We start from the raw sequence: 22,012 nt of genomic DNA on the forward strand, positions 1-22,012 counted from the left end.
ATTTCACCCAATCGCAGACAATAAAAAACCCGCCGAAGCGGGTTTTTCGTTAGTGCCGACTTTTAGTCATCGCGGCTCATGATGCCAAACAGCTGCAACAAGCTGACGAACAGGTTGTAGATCGATACATACAGGCTGATGGTCGCCATGATGTAGTTGCGCTCGCCGCCATGGATGATGGCGCTGGTCTGGAACAAAATGCAGACCGAGGAGAACAGCACAAAACCTGCGCTGATCGCCAGTTGCAGGCCGCTGATCTGGAAGAAGAAGCTCGCCAGCGTCGCACCCAGCAGCACGAAGAAGCCTGCAGTGATGAAACCGCCGAGGAAGCTCATGTCCTTACGGGTGATCAGTACGTAGGCCGACAAGCCGCCGAACACCAGTGCCGTCATCGCGAAGGCCGAGCTGACGACTTCGGCACCGCCCTGCATGCCAAGGTAACGGTTGAGGATCGGGCCGAGCAGGAAACCCATGAAACCAGTCAGGGCAAATGCCGACACCAGGCCCCACGCGGAATCACGAAGTTTGTTGGTAAGGAAGAAAAGACCGTAGAAGCCGATCAGCACCACGAAGATGTTCGGGTAGCCAACACGCATCTGCTGGGCAACGAAAGCCATTACACCGCTGAAAGCGAGGGTCAGGGCGAGCAAGCCGTATGTGTTGCGCAGGACGCGGCTAACCTCTAGCTGCTCAGCCTGCACGCTGTTATTAACTGCGTAATCCTGTTCGCGCATGGCGACACTCCTGTTGGTTTGAAACGTTCAGTCGCAAAGATCATAACAGACGCCCTGTAACAAGCTATGCAGAGAGTTTGACAGTGTGTTTCATTCAGGTATTATGGCGCCCGCAACGCAAACGGAGGTGTGGCCGAGTGGTTTAAGGCAACGGTCTTGAAAACCGTCGACTGTAACAGGTCCATGAGTTCGAATCCCATCGCCTCCGCCATATTTGTAGTGACAAAGCCCTGATTATTCAGGGCTTTGTCGTTTCTGGGGTTTGGCAAAATCCATCAGCCCATACTTCAGCCCATCGACCAGTCCTTAAATTTCATCGCCCATCCAAACTTTTCGCATCACCAGGCGTCCTTTTCTTATAACTTCCCATCGGCTGGCTTCAGCCAAGGACTGGCAATGACATTTTTCATTTTTCTTCTGGCCTGCGCAGCAGCAGCAAGCACCGGCGTCATGTTCAAGCCGGGTGCATGGTACGAAGCGCTGAACAAACCTGGCTTCACCCCGCCCAACTGGGCGTTCCCGCTTGCCTGGACAACTATTTACCTGTTGCTGGCCTGGGCCGGTTACCGCTTGAGCCTGATCCCGGGCAGCCAGACAGTCCTGGCGTTGTGGGCGGCACAGATTGCATTGAACACACTGTGGACGCCGGTTTTCTTTGGCGCGCATCAGGTGTTGGCGGCGATGGTGATTCTGCTGGTGCTATGGTTGGTAGTGGCGGCGATGGTGGTGTTGGCGCTGCAGCTCGATGTAATTACGGGGTTGATCCTGTTTCCGTATCTGGCATGGCTGTGCGTCGCGGCCGCGTTGAATTTTTCGATTTTGATCAAGAATCGCTGATGCCCCATCAAACCGCCTCGACGAGGAGGCTCAATCTGGGTAGATAAAAAAAGGCGCTCCGAAGAGCGCCTTGTTCTTGGCTATCAATTGAGTTGTTTCATATCCGCGTTACCCGAACCATCTATGTTGATGCGCTTAGGCTTTGCCTCTTCCGGCACAACTCGCAACAGATCAATACTCAATAGCCCGTTGGACAACGATGCACTTTTGACCTCTATGTGATCCGCCAAACGGAAGGACAGTCTAAATGCACGCTGCGCGATTCCCTGATGAAGGTAAATCGCTTCCTTATCGCTTTCTCGCTTGCCACCAGCGATGGTCAAAACCTCCTTCTCGACTTGTATCTCAAAATCCTCCTCCGTCAGACCCGCCGCCGCTATGACGATTCGATAATGATCGTCACCATGCTTTTCGACGTTGTGTGGAGGATAAGTAGTCGATGCCGCCTCGCTGCGAAGCGCGGATTCAAAAAGGTCGTTGAAACGATCAAAGCCTACCGACTGACGAAACAGTGGGGCCAACGAAAAAGTAGTAGCCATAGCTAAATCTCCTGAGTTTTCTCCAAGTGATTTATGACGCGGCCCGGTTTCGGCACCGCGTAAAAAATATATAGCGATGCCGGAAATACGATTCAAGAGGTTCAAAAATAATTTTTTGTTCTCAAGAAACAATGCAAAAAAATGCGATCTTCTAACTGTTGCGCTTTGCTGAAAACGCATTCCACTGGTCTACTTCGTACGCCTTGAATGCAAGTCAGCAAAGCAATCCCGCCGTAGAAACTGGCCACAGAGCATGAGGTACACGTAAAGCCTTTTTCATGAGAACCCATGTGCTACGACGGTTCACCGCTGTCGCGTCGAAGGCGGCTGGCGATCACCCTCTCGTCACGCGCCTTTACTTGTTGCGGCAGGCGCGGCGCTGTTGCTGGGTGGCGTCCTGTTTGCAATCAACCGCCCCCTTCGCCAACCTTTCAAAAAAATACGCTAGTCACCCTCCAGAGAGTGCAAAAAGGCCCTCCCTGAAGATAGTGCGTTGGCATCCTGTGACGAGGGAGCTTGTCCTTGAGAAAACAGCATTGCGCTCAAACACAACTCGATTACAACGTATATGAAATACCGACCTGTACCGTTCTTGGGGCTCCCGGATAGGCGTAAACGTTGCCGAACGCTCCTTCCTCATAGTCTTCATCCGTCAGGTTCTTCACATCCAGGTTTAGCCTGACCTTTTCATTGACCTTGTAATAGCTGAGCAGGTCGACGACGGTATAGCTGCCCATCGTGAAAGCCGTGTTGGCTGTCTGCCCTGCGCGCTCATCGACGTACTTCAGACCCGTGCCCAACCCCAGGCCCTTGAGTGCGCCATCCTGAAACTCGTAGACGTTGAGCAGGCTGAAGCTATTCTGCGGAATGTTCATCAGTCGGGTGCCGGACTTGATGACGTTGTCCTTGGTCACCTCGGCATCGACATAGGCATAACCGCCAATCATCCGCCATTGCGGAGTCAGGTTACCGGCCACGTTGAGGTCGAACCCACGGCTGCGCACCTCGCCTGCCGCCACGCTGAACGTCGAGTCCAGCGGATCGGTGGTGAGCACATTGCGCTTTTCAATCTGGTAGATCGCCGCCTCGACGCTCAATTGGCTGTCCAGCGCATCCCACTTGATCCCAAGTTCATAGGACTTGCCCTTCTCCGGATCAAACCCTCCGCCCTGGCGACTGGCTCCGGTGTTGGGCTTGAACGAACGCGCCGTGTTGGCGTACAGCGCCACGGTCTCGGTCAGATCATAAGTGAAACCCAGGCGCGGGGTGACTGCATTGTCGCTGGCCTCCCAGCTCCTGCCGCCCGGGACAAACGTTTGGTAGTCATGCTCGAAGCGCTCGAAACGCGCGCCGGCCAACAGTTTCAATCGCTCGGTCAAGGCCACCTGATCCTGAACGAAAGCGGCGTAGGTCTTGAGGTTTTCCTTGTCATCCGTCGGTGTTCGGGTCAGGGCTGGGCGAGGCTGACCATACACCGGATCGAAGATGTCGATCGGGTAGGCACTCACCGCCCCGCTGGAGCGCTGAATGATCGACGTGTAGTCGTAGTCCTCGTACTCGACCCCGGTCAGCAAGGTGTGATCGAAACCGCCGGCGGTGAAGTGGCCGGTGAGGTTGAGTTGGGTGTCCTTGTCGGTCCACTCCAGCTTGCGGTAATTAAAGTTGCGCCCCAGCGTGCGACCGTCTGCGGCGACGCCGTTGGCCTCGACGGCATTCCCCTGCAACGTGCCATCAAGCCATTGGAACCCGCCTCCCAACGTCCAGTTGTCACTCAACAGATGCTCGAACCGCAGTTGCGCCATGTTGTTGTCGTTGTGCAATTTGCCAACGTCTTTTTCGCCGAAAAAAGTGTCGCGAGACGCGGTGCCGACCTGGTTGGGATATCGCGTCAGGCCACGATCAAGCGGGTGATTGTTGCGCATGAAATCGCCTTCGAAGATCACCTTGGTCTCATCGGTGACCTGCCAGCTCAGCACCGGCGTCACGCCATAGCGTTCGGTTTCAACATGATCACGAAAGGTATCACCGCCCTCACCCACCACATTCAGGCGATAGGCCAGGCGGCCTTCTTCGTCCAGCGGGCCGGAGGCATCCAGCGTGCCGCGCTGCATTCCCTGGTCGTCGAGTTGACTGCCCAGCGTGACGGTGGGCTCGGCCAGAGGTTGCTTGGAAATGACGTTGAAAGTGCCACCTGGATCGCCTCGACCATAGAGCATGGTCGCCGGCCCTCGCAGCACCTCAAGCCGCTCGATGGTATTCGCATCGGGCATATTCGGGTAACCACGGTTGATGGGAAATCCGTTGCGATAGAACTCGCCGGTGGTGAATCCACGCACAGTGAAGGTGGTCAGGCCCTGGCCACCGAAATTGTTCGCCCGCCCCACACCGCCGGCGTAATCGAGCGCGTCCTGCAAACGAGTGGCACTGATGTCCTCCACGACATCCTTGGGCACCACGGTGATCGACTGCGGTGTCTCGTGGATCGACGTGTCGGTGCGCGTGGCACTGGCCGAGCGCGTCGCACGGTATCCATCCACCGGCCCCAACGCCGTTTCAAAGTCAGCGCTGCCAACGATGTCGGTCGCTTGCAACTCCAGACCGGGCTGATGGGTAGTCGCTTGTTCCGCCCAAGAGGAAGCGGAAAACGCCTGTAGCATGCAGATAGAAACCAGGGTACGACGCATTTAAGGAGCCTTGATAAACCAGCCAAATGGGGTGGCATACGTGCCAACAAATTGCGGCGCATGGTATATCAATTTTTTAGCGTTTGATACGTATTCGCATTTATATCTTTGTTTGGTGCTGTCTGATCAGGGTTTTCTGAGCTTGCGGATGACCTGCCGTCACACTACGTACTTGCAAAGTGGGTCGAGGTTTGTGGAACGGAACGGGAAAGCAAAGTGTCATTCCTTATAGACACATTGAGTTCGCCCATCCCGCTGAGATTGAGAGGTCATCTTCATGAACAACATCATCTACATCGTTGGCGCAGTTGTGATCGTCTTGGTGATCCTGTCGTTTGTCGGTCTTGTCTAGCTGCGCTTGGTAGACATTCCATCTCGTGAAGCGCCGGACATTCAGGCTTTGTGTCTTGCGCTTTTTTGCGATTCGATCCGAATCCCAATAATCTCGCAATGGCCGAAAAACAACGCCCCGGCAAACACCGTAATGTTGTTCACTCAGGGACAAACACTGAACTTGTAGCGAGGGAGCTAGCTCCCGCTCCGGCGCGAAGCGGCCCTAAAAGGGGCTGCTGCGCACTCCAGCGGGACGGTGCGGCGATCCGACAAATCCTCGCCACAGTTTGCTAACGGTGTACATGCATGCAGCCAGGTTTTATTTCGATACCACGACACCCGCCGGTTTCCAGCTGCCTTCACCCGCCGGCAGGACTGAAGGCGGTGTTTCTTTAGGCCAATAGAGGCGCATCACCAGATAAATCGGACCGTTGGGCGCTGGCAGCCAGTTGCTTTCGAGCGCCTTGCCGGGCGAGTTTTTCTGTATATAGAGCGTCAGCGACCCATCGGCATTCTTTTTCATGCCGGGCAGCATCGGCGAGTTCAACAGATAACGGTCGATCGGGTTTTTGATCAACAGCTGTGTTTTACCGTCATACATCGTCACCGACCAAAAGGCATTCACTGGCGGCAGTTGCCCCGCCGGGAACGTGAGCTTGTAGTCATGTTTGCTGCCGTCCAGTGGCTCGCCGGTCATGGTTGTGCGCGTAATGGGATAAGTGGCTTCCACTGAATCGTTCCCGTAGATGCCCCCCTTGGCGGCGCCTGCCCGCTTCAACCAGTCGCCGTTATAAAAATGGCGATCGCCAAAGTACGAGCCAATGCCCCAGCCGTTGACATTCTTGAGTCCGCCGGCCAACCACTTGTCGACCTTTTCGTTGCCCTCCTTCATGCCGAGCAGGACTGCGGCCTTATGCTCGAGCGAAAGCTCCTTGAACTCAAAACTTTTGCCCGGACCGATGCCGATTCGCGCGATTCGAGTCCGGATGCCCTTGTCTTCCGGCGTTACCGGCACGTACTGCAACGCGGTATCAAGATACTCAAAGAAGTTCTCTTTGATCCCTGTCGTGCTGATTGAAGTGAAATTGATGACGGGTGATGCAGGCGGTGCCGGCTGTTTCAAAAATGCCGACAGCGGCTGGACTTTATAGCCCGACTGCACATTGACCACATTCGGCATGTCCATGGGGTTGAAGAGTTGGGTCCGGTAGCCCGCCAACGTGAAGGGCGTAGTCGAATAGAAGACTTTGTTGATGCCTGGCGGGGTGGTGCCCTTCCAGTCAGGTCCGACAACCATGTAGTTACCCGCACCGTTACCCGTGGTGCGGCTGCCGATGTAACCGTAGTTGTAGGTATTGCCGTCAATCAATTGAACCGAGTAGTAACGCCTCTTCTCCACGGCCGGAACCGTGAGGACCATGGGCTCGGTGCGCAAATCCATCCAGAGGAATGAATAAGGGGTATCACTGTTGGGTGTGACAATAGCCGTATCCCGGTAAGTGAAGACACGGGGTTCATTCTTGATTTGATTAAAGGGAGCCTTGAACTGCGGACTGCTTTTGTCCACGGCATACTCATACATCACCGCATGGTTCATCACGATGGGCAGCCCATAGATAAAGGCTTCTTCGGCAATGGCTTTCGTTTCGGCCAGGCTGGGTGCCGCAATGCCCTTGGCTGCATCGGCTGTCTCGGCCTGGGTCACAGGATCATTCTTGCTGGAACAGCCCGCTAAAAAAGCCACCGAAGCGGCAGCGATGGCGATCCATTTCATGCGGGTTGAATATTCCGATTTCATCATTCGTCGCTCCCGACCAACATCAACTTTGCCCTGGATGTCTTGATCAGATACGCAAATGTAGAGACACCCGCCGGTTTACTGCCGCGTTTGAGCGTAGGTCATTTAGCAGCCACCTGCTATCAGGCGTCGGGCAGAGAACCTGAACATGGGATTGCCACACACAAAAACGCCGCTCAAAGAGCGGCGTTTTTTGTAGGGAACCAAAGACCAGACTCACCTGTGTTCAGGGAGTCTCTGGCGTTTCAGTTCCAGGGACGGTCACCCTTTTCGTCCTTGATGCGGGTCGGCAAGCCCATTACATCCAGCGCCTTGAGGAACGGCTCAGCCGGCAGCTCTTCGACGTTGGCCATGCGCTGCACGTCCCACTCGCCGCGGGCGACCAACAGGGCTGCAGCGACAGGCGGCACGCCAGCGGTGTAGGAAATGCCCTGGCTGTCTGTTTCTGCGTAGGCTTCCTCGTGGTCGGCGACGTTGTAGATGAACACTTCGCGCGGCTGGCCATCCTTGGTGCCCTTGACCAGATCGCCGATGCAGGTCTTGCCGGTGTAGCCCGGCGCCAGCGAACTCGGGTCAGGCAGCACGGCCTTGACCACTTTCAGCGGCACGACTTCCAGGCCTTCGGCGGTCTTGACCGGTTGCTCGGACAGCAGGCCGAGGTTCCTGAGGACGGTGAACACGTTGATGTAGTGCTCGCCGAAGCTCATCCAGAAACGCACGTTCGGCACGTCGAGGTTCTTCGACAGCGAGTGCACTTCATCGTGACCGGTCAGGTACAGGTTCTGCGAGCCTACGACCGGCAGGTCGTCGGTGCGCTTGACTTCGAACATGGTGTTGCTGGTCCACTGGCTGTTCTGCCAGCTCCACACCTGCCCGGTGAATTCGCGGAAATTGATTTCCGGATCGAAATTGGTGGCGAAATATTTGCCATGGGAGCCGGCATTGACGTCGAGAATGTCGATCGAATCAATGCGGTCGAAATACTGTTGTTGCGCCAGCGCTGCATAGGCGTTGACCACACCCGGGTCGAACCCCACGCCGAGAATGGCGGTGATGTTCTTCTCTTGGCATTCTTCGAGGTGGTTCCACTCGTAGTTGCCATACCACGGCGGCGTCTCGCAGATTTTGCCCGGTTCTTCGTGAATGGCGGTGTCGAGGTAAGCCACGCCGGTATCGATGCAGGCACGCAGCACCGACATGTTGAGGAAGGAAGAACCGACGTTGATGACAATCTGTGATCCGGTTTCGCGGATCAGCGTCTTGGTCGCTTCCACATCCATGGCGTTCAGCGCGAAGGCCTGGATTTCGGCGGGCACTTTGAGACTGCCCTTGGCCTTGACGCTTTCGATGATGGCCTGGCATTTGGAGATGTTGCGCGACGCGATAGCAATACGACCGAGTTCATCGTTGTGCTGCGCGCACTTGTGGGCCACCACCTTGGCGACACCTCCTGCACCAATGATAAGAACGTTCTTTTTCAATTGCTTGAGCTCTCCTTCAAATTGTCCGCTTTACGAAAGGCTGGACAGGTAGTCTTCATAACCAAATTCGCGAACCACTTCGACTGTACCGTCGAGTTGTTTCACTACGATGGACGGCATTTTCAGGCCGTTGAACCAGTTTTTCTTGACCATGGTGTAACCCGCGGTATCGATGAACGACAGTCGATCGCCGATGGCCAGCGGACGCTCGAACTGGTACTCGCCAAAGATGTCGCCGGCCAGGCAGGACTTGCCGCACACCATGTAGGTGTGATCACCCTCGCTCGGTGCCAGTTTGGCGTTGAGGCGATAGATCAGCAGGTCGAGCAGGTGAGCTTCGATGGAACTGTCCACCACCGCCAGGTGCTTGCCGTTGTACAGGGTGTCGAGCACGGTCACTTCCAGCGAAGCACTGTTGGTGATCGCCGCTTCGCCCGGCTCCAGGTACACCTGCACGTCGTACTTTTGCGAAAACGCCTTGAGCCGCGCGCAGAATGCGTCCAGCGCATAGCCTTCGCCGGTGAAATGAATGCCACCACCCAGGCTGACCCAGCTGACCTTGTGCAACAGCGGACCGAAGCGCTCTTCGATAGTGCCGAGCATCTGGTCGAACAGGCCGAAGTCGCCGTTCTCGCAGTTGTTGTGGAACATGAAGCCGGAGATCTGCTCGATCACGCCTTCGATCTTCACCGGGTCCCACTCGCCCAGACGGCTGAACGGACGCGCGGGATCGGCCAGCAGGTAATCGGAGCTGCTCACTTGCGGGTTGACCCGCAGGCCGCGGGTCTTGCCTTGCGAGCGTTCGGCAAAGCGCTGCAGTTGGCTGATCGAGTTGAAGATGATCTTGTCGCAGTTGTCGAGCATCTCCTCGATCTCATCATCGGCCCAGGCCACGCTGTAGGCGTGGGTTTCACCGACGAACTTGTCGCGACCGAGCTTGAGCTCGTAAAGCGACGAAGACGTGGTGCCGTCCATGTATTGCTGCATCAGGTCGAACACCGACCAGGTGGCGAAACACTTGAGTGCCAGCAAGGCCTTGGCCCCGGAATGCTCACGCACGTAGGCAATCTTCTGCATGTTGAGCAGAAGCTTTTGTTTATCGATGAGGTAGTACGGTGTCTTGATCATTTCGAGGCCTCCGGCAAGGCCAGCCAAAAAAGGATGCGCATTGTGCCTTCACTGGCCGCATATCGAAAGAGCAGTGAGCAAAAGCTGCCTTTAACGGCCTTTCAGTAATCGAGGTTCATGCCGCCTACTCGCCGCTGAAATTGACAGGGCCCCTGGTGTTGACCGGCCTGTTCCCTGTCCCGCTGTAACTGTCGGTGGTTTCCGTCAGATGTAGGGGTGACACCCGCTGATATGCCAGTAAATACCGATAACTCCAACATTTTGCAGGGTCCCGCCCGGCATTTCGCACACCCATAATTGGCTTACAACAATAAAGGGACTCACCCTGAGGTACGTAAGCCATGTACAAGGACCATATCGTCAAGGCCCGCATGACTGACAGCGCGCTATTCATGGGCGCAGTCGCAGCGGTCATCTTCATTATCACGCTGGTCTGCGGTGTCGGTGAAAGCCGGCTGTCCAATTTAATGGGGCCGATCGTCCTCGACTTGCAAGCACCTCTGGCGCGAGACATCGCGGTGGGCGGCACCTTCACCCTCACCGTTGTACTGAATCTGTTCATCCTTGGCCGGTTTCCGTTGCGGGCGCAGATCATTACGGTCTGGTGCGAACTGCTGGTGCTGTTCCTTTTATTCTTCGATACCTTCAATCTTTCCTACAGCTTCATCGCCACCAAAGTGGGTTTCATGATTACCCAAGGGGTATTCACCACGGTCTACGTGTCGGCGATTTCCATTGCCATTGCTTTTGTCCTGGCATTGTTGGGCGCTACAGCCCGCTTGTCTTCCAACGGCTTCGCCATCGCCATCGCGAGTTTCTACACCTCGTTTTTCCGCGGCGTTCCGCTGCTGATCCAGATCTACCTCATTTATCTGGGCATTCCACAGCTTGGTTATGTGGTGGGTGCCGTCCCGGCAGGGATTCTGGCGCTCTCGCTGTGCTATGGCGCCTATATGACGGAGATCTTCCGCGCGGGTATCAGCAGTATCTCGCGGGGACAGTGGGAAGCCTCCCGGGCGATTGGCCTGAACCCGTTTCAAACGATGACCCGGGTGATTCTCCCGCAGTCCATGCGCCTGATCATCCCGCCGACCGGCAACCAGTTCATCTCGATGCTCAAGGACAGTTCGCTGGTCTCGGTGATCGGCGTCTGGGAGCTGATGTTCCTGGCACGAACCCAGGGCCGCGCCGAGTTCCGTCACCTGGAAATGCTCATCACCGCAGCAGTGCTCTACTGGCTGCTTTCGATCGTGCTGGAAACCGTCCAGGCCCGCCTGGAAAAGCACTTCAATCGCGCCCACCGCTGAATCAGGAGCATCAGGATGAATCAGCCGTCAGCTTCAGCCGTCATTGCCCCGTATCCCGCTGTATCGATTCACGAGATGCATAAATGGTATGGCGATTTTCATGTGCTCAAGGGCATCGACCTGCACATTGCCAGCGGCGAGATCGTGGTCGTGTGCGGACCGTCGGGTTCGGGCAAGTCGACATTGATTCGCTGCCTGAACCTGCTCGAAGACTTCCAGAAAGGCCAGGTGTTCATCGACGGCGTCGAGTTGACCCGCAATGCCGCCTGTGTGGCGAACATCCGGCGCCAGGTCGGCATGGTCTTCCAGCAATTCAATCTGTTCCCGCACATGACGGTGCTGGAAAACCTCATGCTGGGACCGCGTCTGGTGAGCAAGCTTAGTCAGTCCGAGGCGCGCGAACTGGCTTACGAATACCTTGATCGGGTGCGGATCGGCAACCAGGCGGACAAATACCCCGGCCAACTCTCGGGCGGTCAGCAGCAACGCGTTGCCATCGCCCGCGCCCTTTGCATGCGACCACGCATCATGTTGTTCGACGAACCCACCTCCGCGCTGGACCCGGAAATGGTCAAGGAAGTGCTGGATGTGATGGGTGAACTGGCCCACGACGGCATCACGATGGTGTGCGTCACCCACGAAATGGGCTTTGCCCGACGGGTTGCCGACCGAGTCATCTTCATGGATCAGGGCTGCATCCTCGAGCAAGCCAAACCCACCGAGTTTTTTGAGAACCCGCAGCACGAACGCACCCGGGAATTTCTCTCACAGATTCTCAGCCACTGAGAAGCATCGTCGTACCGACAAAAACAACAAGAAACGCACTCAAGCTACCTGGAGGCTTACATGATCTCGATTACACGCTTGTTCACCGCCGCCGCTGTCACCACCGCCGTTACGCTCAGCGCAGGCGCCGCCTGGGCAGGCTCGACCCTCGATCGCATCCATGAAACCAAGGTGATCAAAGTGGCTACCGCGGCAAACTGGCCACCGCAGTCGTTCCTGGGACCGGACAATAAACTGCAAGGTTTCGATATCGATGTCGCCACTGAAATCGGTCGACGGCTGGGAAGCAAGATCGATTTCGTGACCCCCGAATACGGGATCATCACCGCAGGTCGCTGGTCGAATCGCTGGGACTTGTCGGTCGGTTCGATGACGCCCACCACCGAGCGTTCCCGAGTCCTCGACTTCCCCGCAATCTATTACTACACGCCCTATGTATTCGCAGTGCACAAGGATGCGGCCGGAACGAAAGCGGCGGATTTGAACGATAAGGTTATCGGCGTCGAAGCCGGCACGACTTCGGAGGACTACATCAATCATCGGCTCAAGATCGACGCCGCCGATGTGCCGGCGTACACCTACGACGTCACCCCTGGCGAGGTGAAGACATACGGTGACAGCATGGGCCCACTCGATGACCTGCGCATGGGCAACGGGGTCAGAATCAACGCCACCCTGTCCGCCCTTCCTACCGTTGTCGCTGCCGTCAAAAATGGCTATCCCATCGTCAGAGTGGAAGGCAAACCCGCTTACTACGAACCGTTGGCCATCGCCGTGGATAAAGGCGATGAAGCATTCAACAGCGTACTGACCAAGACCGTTGCAGACATGAAAGCCGATGGCACGCTCAAGCAACTGTCTGAAAAATGGTACGGCGCCGATCTCACCAAAGTGCAATAAATTCCACAGGCAACAAGCCGAAGTACTGCAGGCGCCCGTCCTCGACGCGGCGCGCTGCATGTCTGCGCCGCGAAAAAGGACAACCGACCCCATGCACACCTATAACAACAACTACTACACCGCCACCATGAACGCTACGACTCAGCGCGCGGCGCTATCGGCCAACGTCCAGGCCGATGTCTGCATCATCGGCGCAGGTCTGGCGGGGCTGAGTACTGCCTGGGAACTGATATCGCGGGGGCAGTCCGTCGTGCTGATCGAGGCCGGTCGTGTTGCCTGGGGGGCATCGGGGCGTAACGGCGGCTTCGTCCTTCAGGGCTGGTCCGAAGGCTTGTCATCCATCGAGCGACGCTGTGGAAAATCGACAGCCGCTGCGTTGTTCAAACTTTCCCTCGAAGGTGTCGACACGGTCCGCGAGATGATCGCCCGCCACCAACTGCCCGGCTGCGCACCAACACCAGGAAAACTGAGTGTGGTGCGTTACGAGGATGGCGATAACCTCAAGCGTCTGCGCGACAAAATGGCCACGGATTTTGACTTCCACCTCGACTACCTCGACCGCCAGGCCGTGCGTGAAAAGTTGAAGACCGAACGATATTTCCAAGCCCTGCGCGATAACCACGGGTTTCACTTTCATCCGTTGAACTACTGCCTGGGTCTTGCCCGACTCATCGAAGGCCACGGCGGCAAGATTCATGAACACTCGCCCATGGTCCGGGTCGAGAGCCGCAATGGACGGCATCGAGTCGTCACCGACAAGGGCACCGTCGATTGCGCCAACGTGGTGTATTGCTGTGGCGGTTACGGTGGTCCTGAGTTCGGCAAGCTGCGCCGCGCCTTTCTGCCGATCGCCACCTACGCGGTGCTGACCGAACATTTGGGCGAGCGTCTGGCCGATTCGGTTAGCACCACCGATGCCGTGGGCGATAATCGCCGGGCCTCGGACTATTATCGAATCGTCGAGGGTGACCGCCTGCTCTGGGGGGGGCGTATCACCACCCGGAACCTGCAGGATGAAAAGCGCCTGGGGCAGTTGCTGACCGACGACATTCTTGACGTGTACCCGCAATTGCGCGGCATCAAGATCGAAAAAGCGTGGTCCGGGCTGATGGGCTATGCAAGGCACAAAATGCCGCACATCGGCCCGCTCGGGAAAGGGCTATGGGCATGTACATCATTTGGTGGCCATGGTATGAACACCGCCCCTATCGGCGGCCGCGTCATTGCAGAAGCCATTTGCGGCGAGACCGATCGCTACCGCTTGTTCGATGCCTATGGGCTGGAGTGGAACGGCGGCCCGCTCGGCCCGGCAGCGGCGCAGACGGTATATGCAGGCCTGAAGATAATGGATATGTTCCAGGAGTCACGCTCTCAACGCAGGGCGACTCATAAACATTGAATCCGAGCGAGAACACGTTCATGGATGTGCAGCACGGCGGTCCACTGTTCAACCTGACTGAAAAGGACCGGCAATTGCTGGGCCTGCTGCAGGCCAATGCCCGCGAGCCCACCGCTTCGTTGGCACGCAAACTCGAGGTCTCTCGCTCTTCTGTCCAGGAGCGCATCAGCCGTCTGGAAAAGGCCGGCGTGATCACTGGCTACAGCGTGCGCATCGACCAGAACAGGCTCCAGCAGACCATCAACTGTTTCACCATGACCTCCTGCACCAACAAGAGCTATACCGATGTCATGACCTCACTGCGCAAGATGGATTCGGTGCAGGCCGTGTATGCGGTGTCGGGCGAGTCCGACTTCATCATTCATATCGCCACGCCGACCCTGAGCGAACTCAACGCAGAGCTCACCCGGATCAACATGATCAAAGGGGTTGCGCACACCGCCTCGCATATCGTGATGGAAACCAAGTTCAGCCGGAAATTGACGGTGTAGAGCGCTGTCGATAGCTGGCTTGCGGGCAGCTAATACAACACGCCTTCATACGTTCATTGCAACCAAACGTCATGCGCATCGGTCGACATCCAATAGCCAGATAATGAGCGCTGGCGTATGGAGGTCTTCAAATGATTGGAGTCATTGTCCCGGTGCACAATGAAGAGCGGCACTTGAACCAATGCATCGAGTCATTGCTGGAGGCGGCGTTGCATCGGGGCCTTGATGATGAAGAAGTAAAGATCCTGATCGTTCTGGATGACTGCACGGACACATCACTGCACATCGCCCGGTCCTATGACGTGATGACTTTGTCCTGCACCCACCGTAACGTCGGAAAAACGCGGGCACACGGCGCAGAACACTTGCTGGGAGTTGACGCACGCTGGCTGGCGTTCACCGATGCCGATACGGTAGTGCCCAAAGCCTGGCTGGCTGACCAGATCAGGTTCAACGCGGATGCCGTGTGTGGCCTGGTTGAGGTCAGCGACTGGTCCGAACACCCACGACGCGTGCGCGAACGCTACCACGCCAACTACCACGCCATGGACGGCCACCGGCATATACACGGGGCGAATCTTGGTGTTTCCTCGGCGGCTTATCGCAGAGCTGGCGGCTTCCAGGCCTTGGCCGCCCACGAAGATGTGCAACTGGTCTCAGATCTTGAGCGCAGCGGTGCAAACATCATGTGGACAGCCAGCAACCGGGTAACCACCAGCGCACGGAAAAACTGTCGTTGTCGTGAAGGCTTTGGCGACTATCTGAAGTCGTTGGCCCTGTAATTATTCGCAGGTTTCGGCGAGATCAATCGAGGCGGGGTTGCGGCTCCAGTATTCCAGTAAAAAATCAGCTTCCTCATGATGCACCAGACGATGCAGCTGCAGATTTTGCGCAAGTGCTGCATGGACGTCTCGGCCGTCCTGCGAGCATCCCTCAAACGGATGCAGCCAATGACACGCCAGCACCCCGCCCTGCGCATCGAGACTGAGCAACGTGCGCTCGATCACCTGACGCCAGGCCCTGGCATCGAGAAAGTAGCCGACTTCACTCAAGACGATCAGGTCAAACGTACCGTCGGGCCAGTCTTCGGGAATGCGTGCCTGCTCGACCCGGACATGGGGCAAGTGACTGAGCCGACGACGGGCAAGCGTCACCGCCTTGTCGATGATGTCCTGGCACAGCAGCGATTCACTGCGCTCGGCCAGCAGCGCACTGAATTCCCCGTTGGCGCAGGCGGGCTCGTAAACGCGCTGATAGCGCTGGCGTGGCAGGCTCGCCAGCATCAGTTCGCGTTTGCGTTTTTCGTACCAGCGGGTGCGGAACGACCAGGGGTCATCACTGGCGTTGAACAGTTGCTGAAAGTAGTCAGGCGAAACGCTCATAGAAACACCAGTTCAAAGGGCTGCAAAAGTCGCTCAATGGTTTCTTGATCAAGGACTGCCGAGGACCGGCCTTCGGTACTGACTTGAGAAACGTGGGCGTTGATCGCCTGGCGTTTTTTCTCCACGAGCTGCGCATCAAGCATCAACTTGCGAGCACGCGCCCAGGGAATTCTCGGATCCTGTGGCCGTGCCCAGTGCCACGCCCAGACCGGCACCTCGATCAAACAGGCTTGGCGCTGTGATGTTGCGAACGCCACGGCCCTGCCGGTCGCTTCATGATCGCAGTGCCCGTCCGATTGCCAGGTGGTCACCACCCGATCGCCGGGATGAATCAGCGTCAGCAGCCGTTCGACCAACTGCGTCTCCCGCCCCGCCACCGCGCTATCCGGCAGCCCCAATCGTTGCCAGTTCAATGCTTTGGTGTCGAGCCCCAATCGCTCGAGGGCGTGCTGACTTTCCAGCGGGCGCTGTTGACGCAATCGAGAGGCAGTCCATTGCCGCGAACCGGGGTGACTGGCTTCGCCATCGGTGACTGCAACCATCACCACATCGGCCTCTCTGCCTTTCATGCCGGCCAAAATGCCTGCGCAGCCAAGGATTTCGTCGTCAGGGTGTGGAGCCACTACAACCACACGCCGTCCCTCGGGGATCAGTTGTTGATGGGTGATGGTCTGCACCTGAGCCAGCAACGGACAGGCCTGCCATTCAGCCACGGTGGTTCCCCTGCCTTGAATGAGATTTTCTGCCTGAGCGGCCGCTTCACCCCTCACAACAGCCACCCATCAGCCGGTTTCGCAGCGACCAGTTCACCAAGCGCCGCGAGGTCTTTATGCGCATGGCTTTGTCGGACGAACACCGGCAGGTCGGCCGCGAGCCTGGCAAAGTGCGGGTTGCGACAAAACGGTGTGGCGCCCAATGCACGCCCTACATGTTCAAGCACCACACTGACCGTCACTTCCACCTGGGCACGTAATCGCCGGACAGGCAGTTGCGCCGATTGCCCGGGGTTGGCATCGATCCACATCGCCGTATCTTTCAAGCAGGCCGAAGCACTGCACAGCGCCGCATCGACAGCGCCCAGGTGTGCGGCGGCATGTGCGTCGTGCCAGGGCTGGCGACAGTGTTCACGAAGGTAACCGGCAAGCGCACACGCCGCGCCGTACCAACAGGCGGCGATCCCTCCCCCGCCCTGCCAGAAACCCGGTCGATCCACATACTGGCCGGGCATGCCGACACATCGGCCCAAGGCACCCTTGAACGCAACATCGACGCTGGCCGTATTGCTCATGCCAACCGCCTGCCAGGCATCGGCCTCAATGCTGATCGTCGATTGCCGCAAATCCACGGCGACCAGTTGTGGTCGATGCTGCTCATCCCACGTCGTCAGTAATGCCCAATCAAGCATTTGCGCACCGGAACACCAGGCTTTACGCCCGTGCAAATACACTTGGTCTCGCTGGCGATCCATGATGTTGACCCGGGCAAAGTGCGGCTCGGCAGCCCAGGTGCCCCAAAAGCCGCGGGCGTTAAGTTCGTCGGGGTCAAGCTCTGTCATGATCGCCAGTGCATCGGTATGTCCTTCGTACAACTTGGCCAGCGCCAGATCGCTGGCGGACACGGCCGCCAGCGTCCGCCATCGTTCCAGCGTCCGGCCTTGGCCGGGCATAGGCAAGGAGGCGAATCCGCTACCGATGAATTCCTGCATCAACTTTTGCAGCGCACTTTGCGCATCAGCGTTCACGGGCCGGGCGGCGAATCTGGCCAACAGGTTTTCGAAGTGTGCGGCGTTGTTCATGACCGACGTTCCCAGGTAGTGACTCAATAGGCAGGTGCTTGTGCTACGAGCGAAATGCAGCAGCTGAATGCGCGTTGACGAGCTCTTGATGTTCAGAGGCAGGTGGCTGGCAGGAGTTCATTGAACCTTCAGGTGTTGCTTAACGGCATGCGTGAACGGATTCAATCAGCCGATGCGAGTAACGCCTTCAGTTCCAACGCATTGCCCAGCGCGGCACCGCTGGCGGTATTGTCGAACAGGCAGTAAACGCTCACGCCTTTGGCAGCGGCAGCCCGCAGTGTGTGTGCAAGGCTATTCAGACAGGTTGGAGCGTAAGCACTGAAGTAGATACGCGGCGAGCCATGCAGACGCCAATACTGCACGTCCAGTGTGCCCATCGGAGACACGTCAGTGCTGATCCTCGAGGGGTCAACGGCTGCCTGACTCACCCCGTATGCCATCAGCAAGGCGCCAGCCTCCACCCAGGACGGGTGCCGTGGTTCCAGAACCACGGGGCCTGAGTACTGCGCTCTCAGTGCCGTCAAAAACACCTCTACGACTGCTTCGTCAAACGCCAGTGACGGCGGCAGCTGTACCAACAGGCAACCCAGCTTTTGGCCCAATCCGCAGCATTGACCCAGGAACTCTTCGAGCAACGGTTCACTATTCGCCAAGCGCAGTTCGTGGGTGATTTGCTTGGGAATCTTTACGCTGAAGCGAAACCCTGCCGGCACCGACTCGGCCCAGCGCACGTAAGTCTGATGCCGGTGCGGTCGGTAAAACGAGCTGTTGATTTCAACGCAATTGAACTGTGCGCTGTAGCGTTGCAGATGGGTGCCTTGCGCAGGAAATTGCGGTGCATGTTCGCGCCCGACGTTCCAGCCCGCGCAACCTATGTAAATCGATTGAGGGTTCAAAGGATCTCCCTCTCTGCTTCCTGCATGAAAACCTCGATGGTGCAGTGATCAATCCCGAACGGGGCGAATTTCGCGAGACTAACGCGCAGCCAGCAGCACCGACTCAGTAGCTTCCATGATGGACAATCGACCAGAGCTGTATGAACTGATCTAGAGGCTCGGTACCCCACGGTCAGCGAAACCCACTCCCGGTTCAATCGACTCCGTCAACGGCTCAACGGGCGCACCCGGAATCAGTATGACTTTGCGGCAGTCTTCCTGGCGCTTGTCGAAAATCTCGTATCCCTGGGCGACTAGCTCCAAGGACATGCGGTGAGTAATGATTTCTTCAGGACGCAAATGACCCAGCTCGATATATTCCAGCAACACCAACCCCGTCGTTCAAAACGCCAGACCCACAATTGGTAAGCTCGCGAACAGCATATTTACGACTGCTCAAATCCGGATGTTCTGAATCGTCGTTCATGTGCTTTCAACCTTGTTCGCCACTCATCAGGCGACGATGAAAGTGCGGCAGCCATTGCAAAGCGTATTCGGTTGCTTGCGTTTGCACCTCACAGCGAGAACCGATAAACCGATGCTCGTGGCTGAACAGGCAATGTTCACCACTGGACTGAAACGCCCAGGCAAAGCAGATAGTGCCCGCGGGTATGCCGTCGACATCTTCCGGCCCGAGAATGCCGGTGGTGGCCACAGCGACATTGGCGGTACTGTCTCGCAGAGCACCCAGCGCCATTTCCTTGGCAACTTCCACGCTGGTCAGATTGAACGTTTCGATGGTGCGCGGGCTGACATGCAACACGCGCTGCTTGGCTTGTGGCGAATACACCACATAACCGCACTCGATGAACTCGCCGCTGCCTTCAACTTCCGACAACAGCGTCACGATCTTGCCGGCTGTACAGGATTCGGCCGTTGTCAGCACCAAAGCGTTATCGCGCAAGTATTCAACGGTATCGTCAGCGATGGGCATGAGCAGCACTCACGAAATGATTGTTCGGTTGATATGTGAAGGCGCCGAAGACTCCAGGAAAATCCTCAGTGGTAGTCTTCGCCGGCGACTGCACGCAAATACGCCTGGTCGGCCTCTCTGCGCAGGTCGCGCCATTCGGCCCAGGTGACTATACCCAGACGATCCATCTCATCGGACCGACGCAGCAGTTCTTCATGGTAGGCATCAGGACAATCCATGCGCAGCCGCTTGTTTTCCAGCGCGCGATGCCAGGCATCGAGTGCGCGCAATTTCAATTCCTGAGCCGGCGACAGCAAATCTTTGAAGGCATTCATTTCACTAGCCCATGGCAGATGTTTCCTGGTGGAGCCCGGACACTCGCGATTGGTTCACACCATCTGACGATGTCGGTTGCAAGGAAAATGGGAGGCCGTTACCGACCTCCCGCTGTTGAGACAATCAGGACGTCCCCAGTCCACTGGAAAGATCCGCCGGTGTGCCGGACGTGCGGGATGCCTGCATATCCGGCCTGGCTTCCACGTCCGTTTGCTCAGTGGTTTTAGTGACGGTGTCACGCACCGCTTCATAGCCTTCCTGCGCTTGCTTCTTCACTTTGTCGACCAGGCCTGCACTGGTACGTCCCAGGTAGCGCTGCTCGGTCGCGGTGGTCGGCAAGGCAGCACCGATCATTGCGCCCAGGGCGATGCCTGCCGCCGCCACCATCAGCGGTTGCTCCTTGAGCAGCTGACTGAACTGCTGACCTATCACCTGAGTGTTTCGCGTCACGCGGTCACTTACGTCGTGCACGGCGTGGCTTAAGTGGTCAGTGGCGGCGCCGACGTTGTCAGACATGTGGACAGCCTTGTCTTTCAACGAACGATAACCTTCCTTCAAGGTATCGGTGGTCTGGTGCACATGCTCACGGGCGCTGTCGAAGCCTTCCGCTATATCATCGGCCCAATCACCCAGCTGATCCGGCCCGGTGCGATAGCTTGGGCGCGGTACTGGCGGACGGTTCTGGCTCATCATCAACCAGAGCAAGCCCACCGATGTCAGCACCGCGGGAACCGGATTGTTGCGCACACTGGTGCCGAGGTTGCTGAGGAATGTCGAGCCATTGTCCTGCATCATGCCCCACGCCTGGTCGATCATCTGTCCGGGGGTGAACTTGCTTTCCAGGCGGTCGACGATGTTGCCGATGCTCGCGCGCTGCGCGTCAATCTCGCGTTCTATCTGTTCGGGGCTCTTTTCCGATTCCAGCTCCAATTCGCTTTTCATGAAACTTTCCTCCGCAGCGCTTCCTGATCTTTATTCAGAGCGTCCAGTGTCCGGTCAGGCTTGAAGTGGGACGGCTCGAATTGTTTTTTCCCCGACTGCAACATGGCGAAGCCGATGATCATCACCACCACGCCAACAATCAGCGCGGCCAACCACGGTGCCATGAACAGGCTAAGACCGTAGACGACTGCCATCAGCAAAATGATGAATCCCGCCAACAGCACGATCGCGCCCCCCGCTACGCCGGCGATTCCGGCCTTGAGCGTTGTCAGGCTGGCCTGGAGTTCGGCTTTGGCCAGTGCGAGTTCCTTGGTGAACAACGCGGGCACTTCGCGGGACAACTGCCTGAGCAAGCCCACAACCGATGCGTCATCAGCCTGGGTAACCGGTCTAACGCCCGGCAAATCTGATTCGTCTCTGTTCATCACAGTTCTCCTTTGACGTTTGGCGAAACGGTTGTCGATGCCGCAGCAAAGTCCGATGGATGGTCGTGTACATCCGCCGAAGCCGGCGTGATGCCCGTGGCGAGTCCGGGAGCCGGGTCGGTATGGGGGGGAGATGTTTCATAGGGGCGCTGGGCGCCAAAACCACCGGTTGGAGGCGTTGACGTGCCTGTTGCAGGATCGTGCCCGGCGTGCACGGTCATGGCCGCAGAACTGCCTGCCTTGAGAAACCGTGACAGGCCAAAACCCAACGCAATGCTGCCGGCAATGAACAGCGCGGGATTACTGCGAGCCAGCTCAGCGCCGTCATGCAGAAGCTGCTCGGCACTTTTGCCGCGCAGGTTTCCCGCCAGTCCGCTCATGGACTCCGCCATGTCGGTGAGATAATCGGACATGCCGAGCGTGTCTTTATCCTCCAGCTCGGAGACGAAGCTTTTCGCTCCCTGAGCCAAGGCGTCGATCTGGTCAGCCGCCGTGTCACGGTATTGCCCGAACTGTGCATCGGCTTGTTGCCTTACATCGCCGAGCGCCTCGGTGACGTCCTCCTTTAAATGTTGAAACCCTTGCTGCGGATTACCGTTCCCTGGATTGCCCGTATCGGTGCCAGTCCTGCTGTCTGAAGTGTTCATGTCGTCCCTCGCCTTCTGAATCGAAAACGTTCATGGGGACTACGCAGCTGTATTGCCCTGAGCCCCTCATAGCAGAGGACGGAAGAGCTCAGTTGGGAGTTCAACGCGGATGATGAGCGTGATGCAGAATTTGTTGCAGCCTATGGAGATGTTCAGTCGACGCGGGCGAAAATAGCAAAATTCACATTGATCGCCCATCATCCGCCAGGGGCATTTCGCT

22 protein-coding genes, 1 tRNA gene and 1 pseudogene are annotated in these 22,012 nt (G+C 57.3%); 8 read left to right on the forward strand and 16 right to left on the reverse strand.

What is annotated here, in order from left to right:
* Positions 1-62 precede the first annotated feature (62 nt).
* On the reverse strand, positions 63-734 hold the full coding sequence (locus D8U18_RS02855; protein ID WP_008006561.1) for a Bax inhibitor-1/YccA family protein: 672 nt from the start codon (positions 732-734) through the stop codon (positions 63-65).
* A gap of 123 nt (positions 735-857) precedes the next feature.
* On the opposite strand from D8U18_RS02855, the gene D8U18_RS02860 reads away from it, so the two are divergent.
* Positions 858-945: transfer RNA gene (locus D8U18_RS02860), tRNA-Ser, on the forward strand.
* A 185-nt stretch (positions 946-1,130) separates the two neighbouring features.
* Positions 1,131-1,571: a TspO/MBR family protein gene (locus tag D8U18_RS02865; protein ID WP_056856521.1), complete on the forward strand. Its 441-nt coding sequence runs from the start codon at positions 1,131-1,133 to the stop codon at positions 1,569-1,571.
* Between the two features lie 83 nt (positions 1,572-1,654).
* Here the strand turns inward: D8U18_RS02865 and D8U18_RS02870 are convergent, their stop codons facing one another.
* The 5 genes from D8U18_RS02870 to D8U18_RS02890 form a co-directional block, all read right to left on the reverse strand.
* Positions 1,655-2,110, reverse strand: a complete 456-nt coding sequence (locus tag D8U18_RS02870; RefSeq protein WP_056856522.1) for an Hsp20 family protein — start codon at positions 2,108-2,110, stop codon at positions 1,655-1,657.
* A 557-nt stretch (positions 2,111-2,667) separates the two neighbouring features.
* The gene (locus D8U18_RS02875; RefSeq protein WP_131106960.1) at positions 2,668-4,794 is read right to left on the reverse strand and encodes a TonB-dependent siderophore receptor; all 2,127 of its coding nucleotides are present in this window, start codon (positions 4,792-4,794) and stop codon (positions 2,668-2,670) included.
* Between the two features lie 652 nt (positions 4,795-5,446).
* Complete coding sequence (locus D8U18_RS02880) at positions 5,447-6,925, reverse strand: DUF1254 domain-containing protein (RefSeq protein ID WP_131107014.1); 1,479 nt, start codon at positions 6,923-6,925, stop codon at positions 5,447-5,449.
* A 245-nt stretch (positions 6,926-7,170) separates the two neighbouring features.
* On the reverse strand, positions 7,171-8,406 hold the full coding sequence (locus tag D8U18_RS02885) for a saccharopine dehydrogenase family protein (RefSeq protein WP_130905706.1): 1,236 nt from the start codon (positions 8,404-8,406) through the stop codon (positions 7,171-7,173).
* A 30-nt stretch (positions 8,407-8,436) separates the two neighbouring features.
* The gene (locus D8U18_RS02890) at positions 8,437-9,534 is read right to left on the reverse strand and encodes a carboxynorspermidine decarboxylase (RefSeq protein WP_131106961.1); all 1,098 of its coding nucleotides are present in this window, start codon (positions 9,532-9,534) and stop codon (positions 8,437-8,439) included.
* Between the two features lie 341 nt (positions 9,535-9,875).
* On the opposite strand from D8U18_RS02890, the gene D8U18_RS02895 reads away from it, so the two are divergent.
* The 6 genes from D8U18_RS02895 (at position 9,876) to D8U18_RS02920 (ending at position 15,199) form a co-directional block, all read left to right on the forward strand.
* On the forward strand, positions 9,876-10,841 hold the full coding sequence (locus D8U18_RS02895; RefSeq protein ID WP_056856526.1) for an amino acid ABC transporter permease: 966 nt from the start codon (positions 9,876-9,878) through the stop codon (positions 10,839-10,841).
* Between the two features lie 15 nt (positions 10,842-10,856).
* A complete protein-coding gene (locus D8U18_RS02900; protein ID WP_131106962.1) occupies positions 10,857-11,627 on the forward strand; it encodes an amino acid ABC transporter ATP-binding protein in 771 nt (256 codons plus the stop codon).
* Positions 11,628-11,687: 60 nt separating this feature from the next.
* Complete coding sequence (locus D8U18_RS02905) at positions 11,688-12,527, forward strand: transporter substrate-binding domain-containing protein (protein WP_056856528.1); 840 nt, start codon at positions 11,688-11,690, stop codon at positions 12,525-12,527.
* A gap of 91 nt (positions 12,528-12,618) precedes the next feature.
* Positions 12,619-13,926 carry an FAD-binding oxidoreductase gene (locus tag D8U18_RS02910; RefSeq protein ID WP_131106963.1) on the forward strand — a complete coding sequence of 436 codons (1,308 nt, stop codon included), beginning with the start codon at positions 12,619-12,621 and terminating at the stop codon, positions 13,924-13,926.
* Between the two features lie 20 nt (positions 13,927-13,946).
* Entirely contained in the window at positions 13,947-14,417 is a 471-nt protein-coding gene (locus tag D8U18_RS02915) for an Lrp/AsnC family transcriptional regulator (RefSeq protein ID WP_056856897.1), read from the forward strand.
* 131 nt (positions 14,418-14,548) lie between these two features.
* Positions 14,549-15,199 (forward strand): glycosyltransferase family A protein, encoded by a 651-nt coding sequence (locus D8U18_RS02920; RefSeq protein ID WP_131106964.1) that lies wholly within the window; start codon positions 14,549-14,551, stop codon positions 15,197-15,199.
* Here the strand turns inward: D8U18_RS02920 and D8U18_RS02925 are convergent, their stop codons facing one another.
* The 10 genes and pseudogenes from D8U18_RS02925 to D8U18_RS02970 all read right to left on the reverse strand — a co-directional run bounded on the left by D8U18_RS02925 (position 15,200) and on the right by D8U18_RS02970 (position 21,792).
* Positions 15,200-15,799, reverse strand: a complete 600-nt coding sequence (locus D8U18_RS02925; protein ID WP_131106965.1) for an SAM-dependent methyltransferase — start codon at positions 15,797-15,799, stop codon at positions 15,200-15,202.
* Positions 15,796-16,512, reverse strand: a complete 717-nt coding sequence (locus tag D8U18_RS02930; RefSeq protein WP_241664280.1) for a PIG-L family deacetylase — start codon at positions 16,510-16,512, stop codon at positions 15,796-15,798. Before D8U18_RS02930 ends, D8U18_RS02925 begins: the two co-directional genes overlap by 4 nt.
* A gap of 53 nt (positions 16,513-16,565) precedes the next feature.
* On the reverse strand, positions 16,566-17,594 hold the full coding sequence (locus D8U18_RS02935; protein WP_131106967.1) for an acyl-CoA dehydrogenase: 1,029 nt from the start codon (positions 17,592-17,594) through the stop codon (positions 16,566-16,568).
* Positions 17,595-17,755: 161 nt separating this feature from the next.
* Positions 17,756-18,490 carry a DUF72 domain-containing protein gene (locus D8U18_RS02940; RefSeq protein WP_131106968.1) on the reverse strand — a complete coding sequence of 245 codons (735 nt, stop codon included), beginning with the start codon at positions 18,488-18,490 and terminating at the stop codon, positions 17,756-17,758.
* Positions 18,491-18,640: 150 nt separating this feature from the next.
* Positions 18,641-18,862, reverse strand: a pseudogene (locus D8U18_RS28930) (glutathione-dependent formaldehyde dehydrogenase); the annotation flags it as partial.
* Positions 18,863-18,962: 100 nt separating this feature from the next.
* The gene (locus D8U18_RS02950; RefSeq protein ID WP_131106969.1) at positions 18,963-19,463 is read right to left on the reverse strand and encodes a CinA family protein; all 501 of its coding nucleotides are present in this window, start codon (positions 19,461-19,463) and stop codon (positions 18,963-18,965) included.
* Between the two features lie 65 nt (positions 19,464-19,528).
* Positions 19,529-19,777: a hypothetical protein gene (locus D8U18_RS02955; RefSeq protein ID WP_131106970.1), complete on the reverse strand. Its 249-nt coding sequence runs from the start codon at positions 19,775-19,777 to the stop codon at positions 19,529-19,531.
* 124 nt (positions 19,778-19,901) lie between these two features.
* The gene (locus D8U18_RS02960) at positions 19,902-20,720 is read right to left on the reverse strand and encodes a DUF3618 domain-containing protein (protein WP_130905718.1); all 819 of its coding nucleotides are present in this window, start codon (positions 20,718-20,720) and stop codon (positions 19,902-19,904) included.
* Entirely contained in the window at positions 20,717-21,145 is a 429-nt protein-coding gene (locus D8U18_RS02965; protein ID WP_130905719.1) for a phage holin family protein, read from the reverse strand. The genes D8U18_RS02960 and D8U18_RS02965 overlap by 4 nt, the downstream gene beginning before the upstream one ends.
* Complete coding sequence (locus D8U18_RS02970) at positions 21,145-21,792, reverse strand: hypothetical protein (protein ID WP_131106971.1); 648 nt, start codon at positions 21,790-21,792, stop codon at positions 21,145-21,147. Before D8U18_RS02970 ends, D8U18_RS02965 begins: the two co-directional genes overlap by 1 nt.
* Positions 21,793-22,012: the final 220 nt, after the last annotated feature.

This window comes from Pseudomonas sp. Sample_10 (assembly GCF_004321495.1).
Lineage (GTDB): Bacteria > Pseudomonadota > Gammaproteobacteria > Pseudomonadales > Pseudomonadaceae > Aquipseudomonas.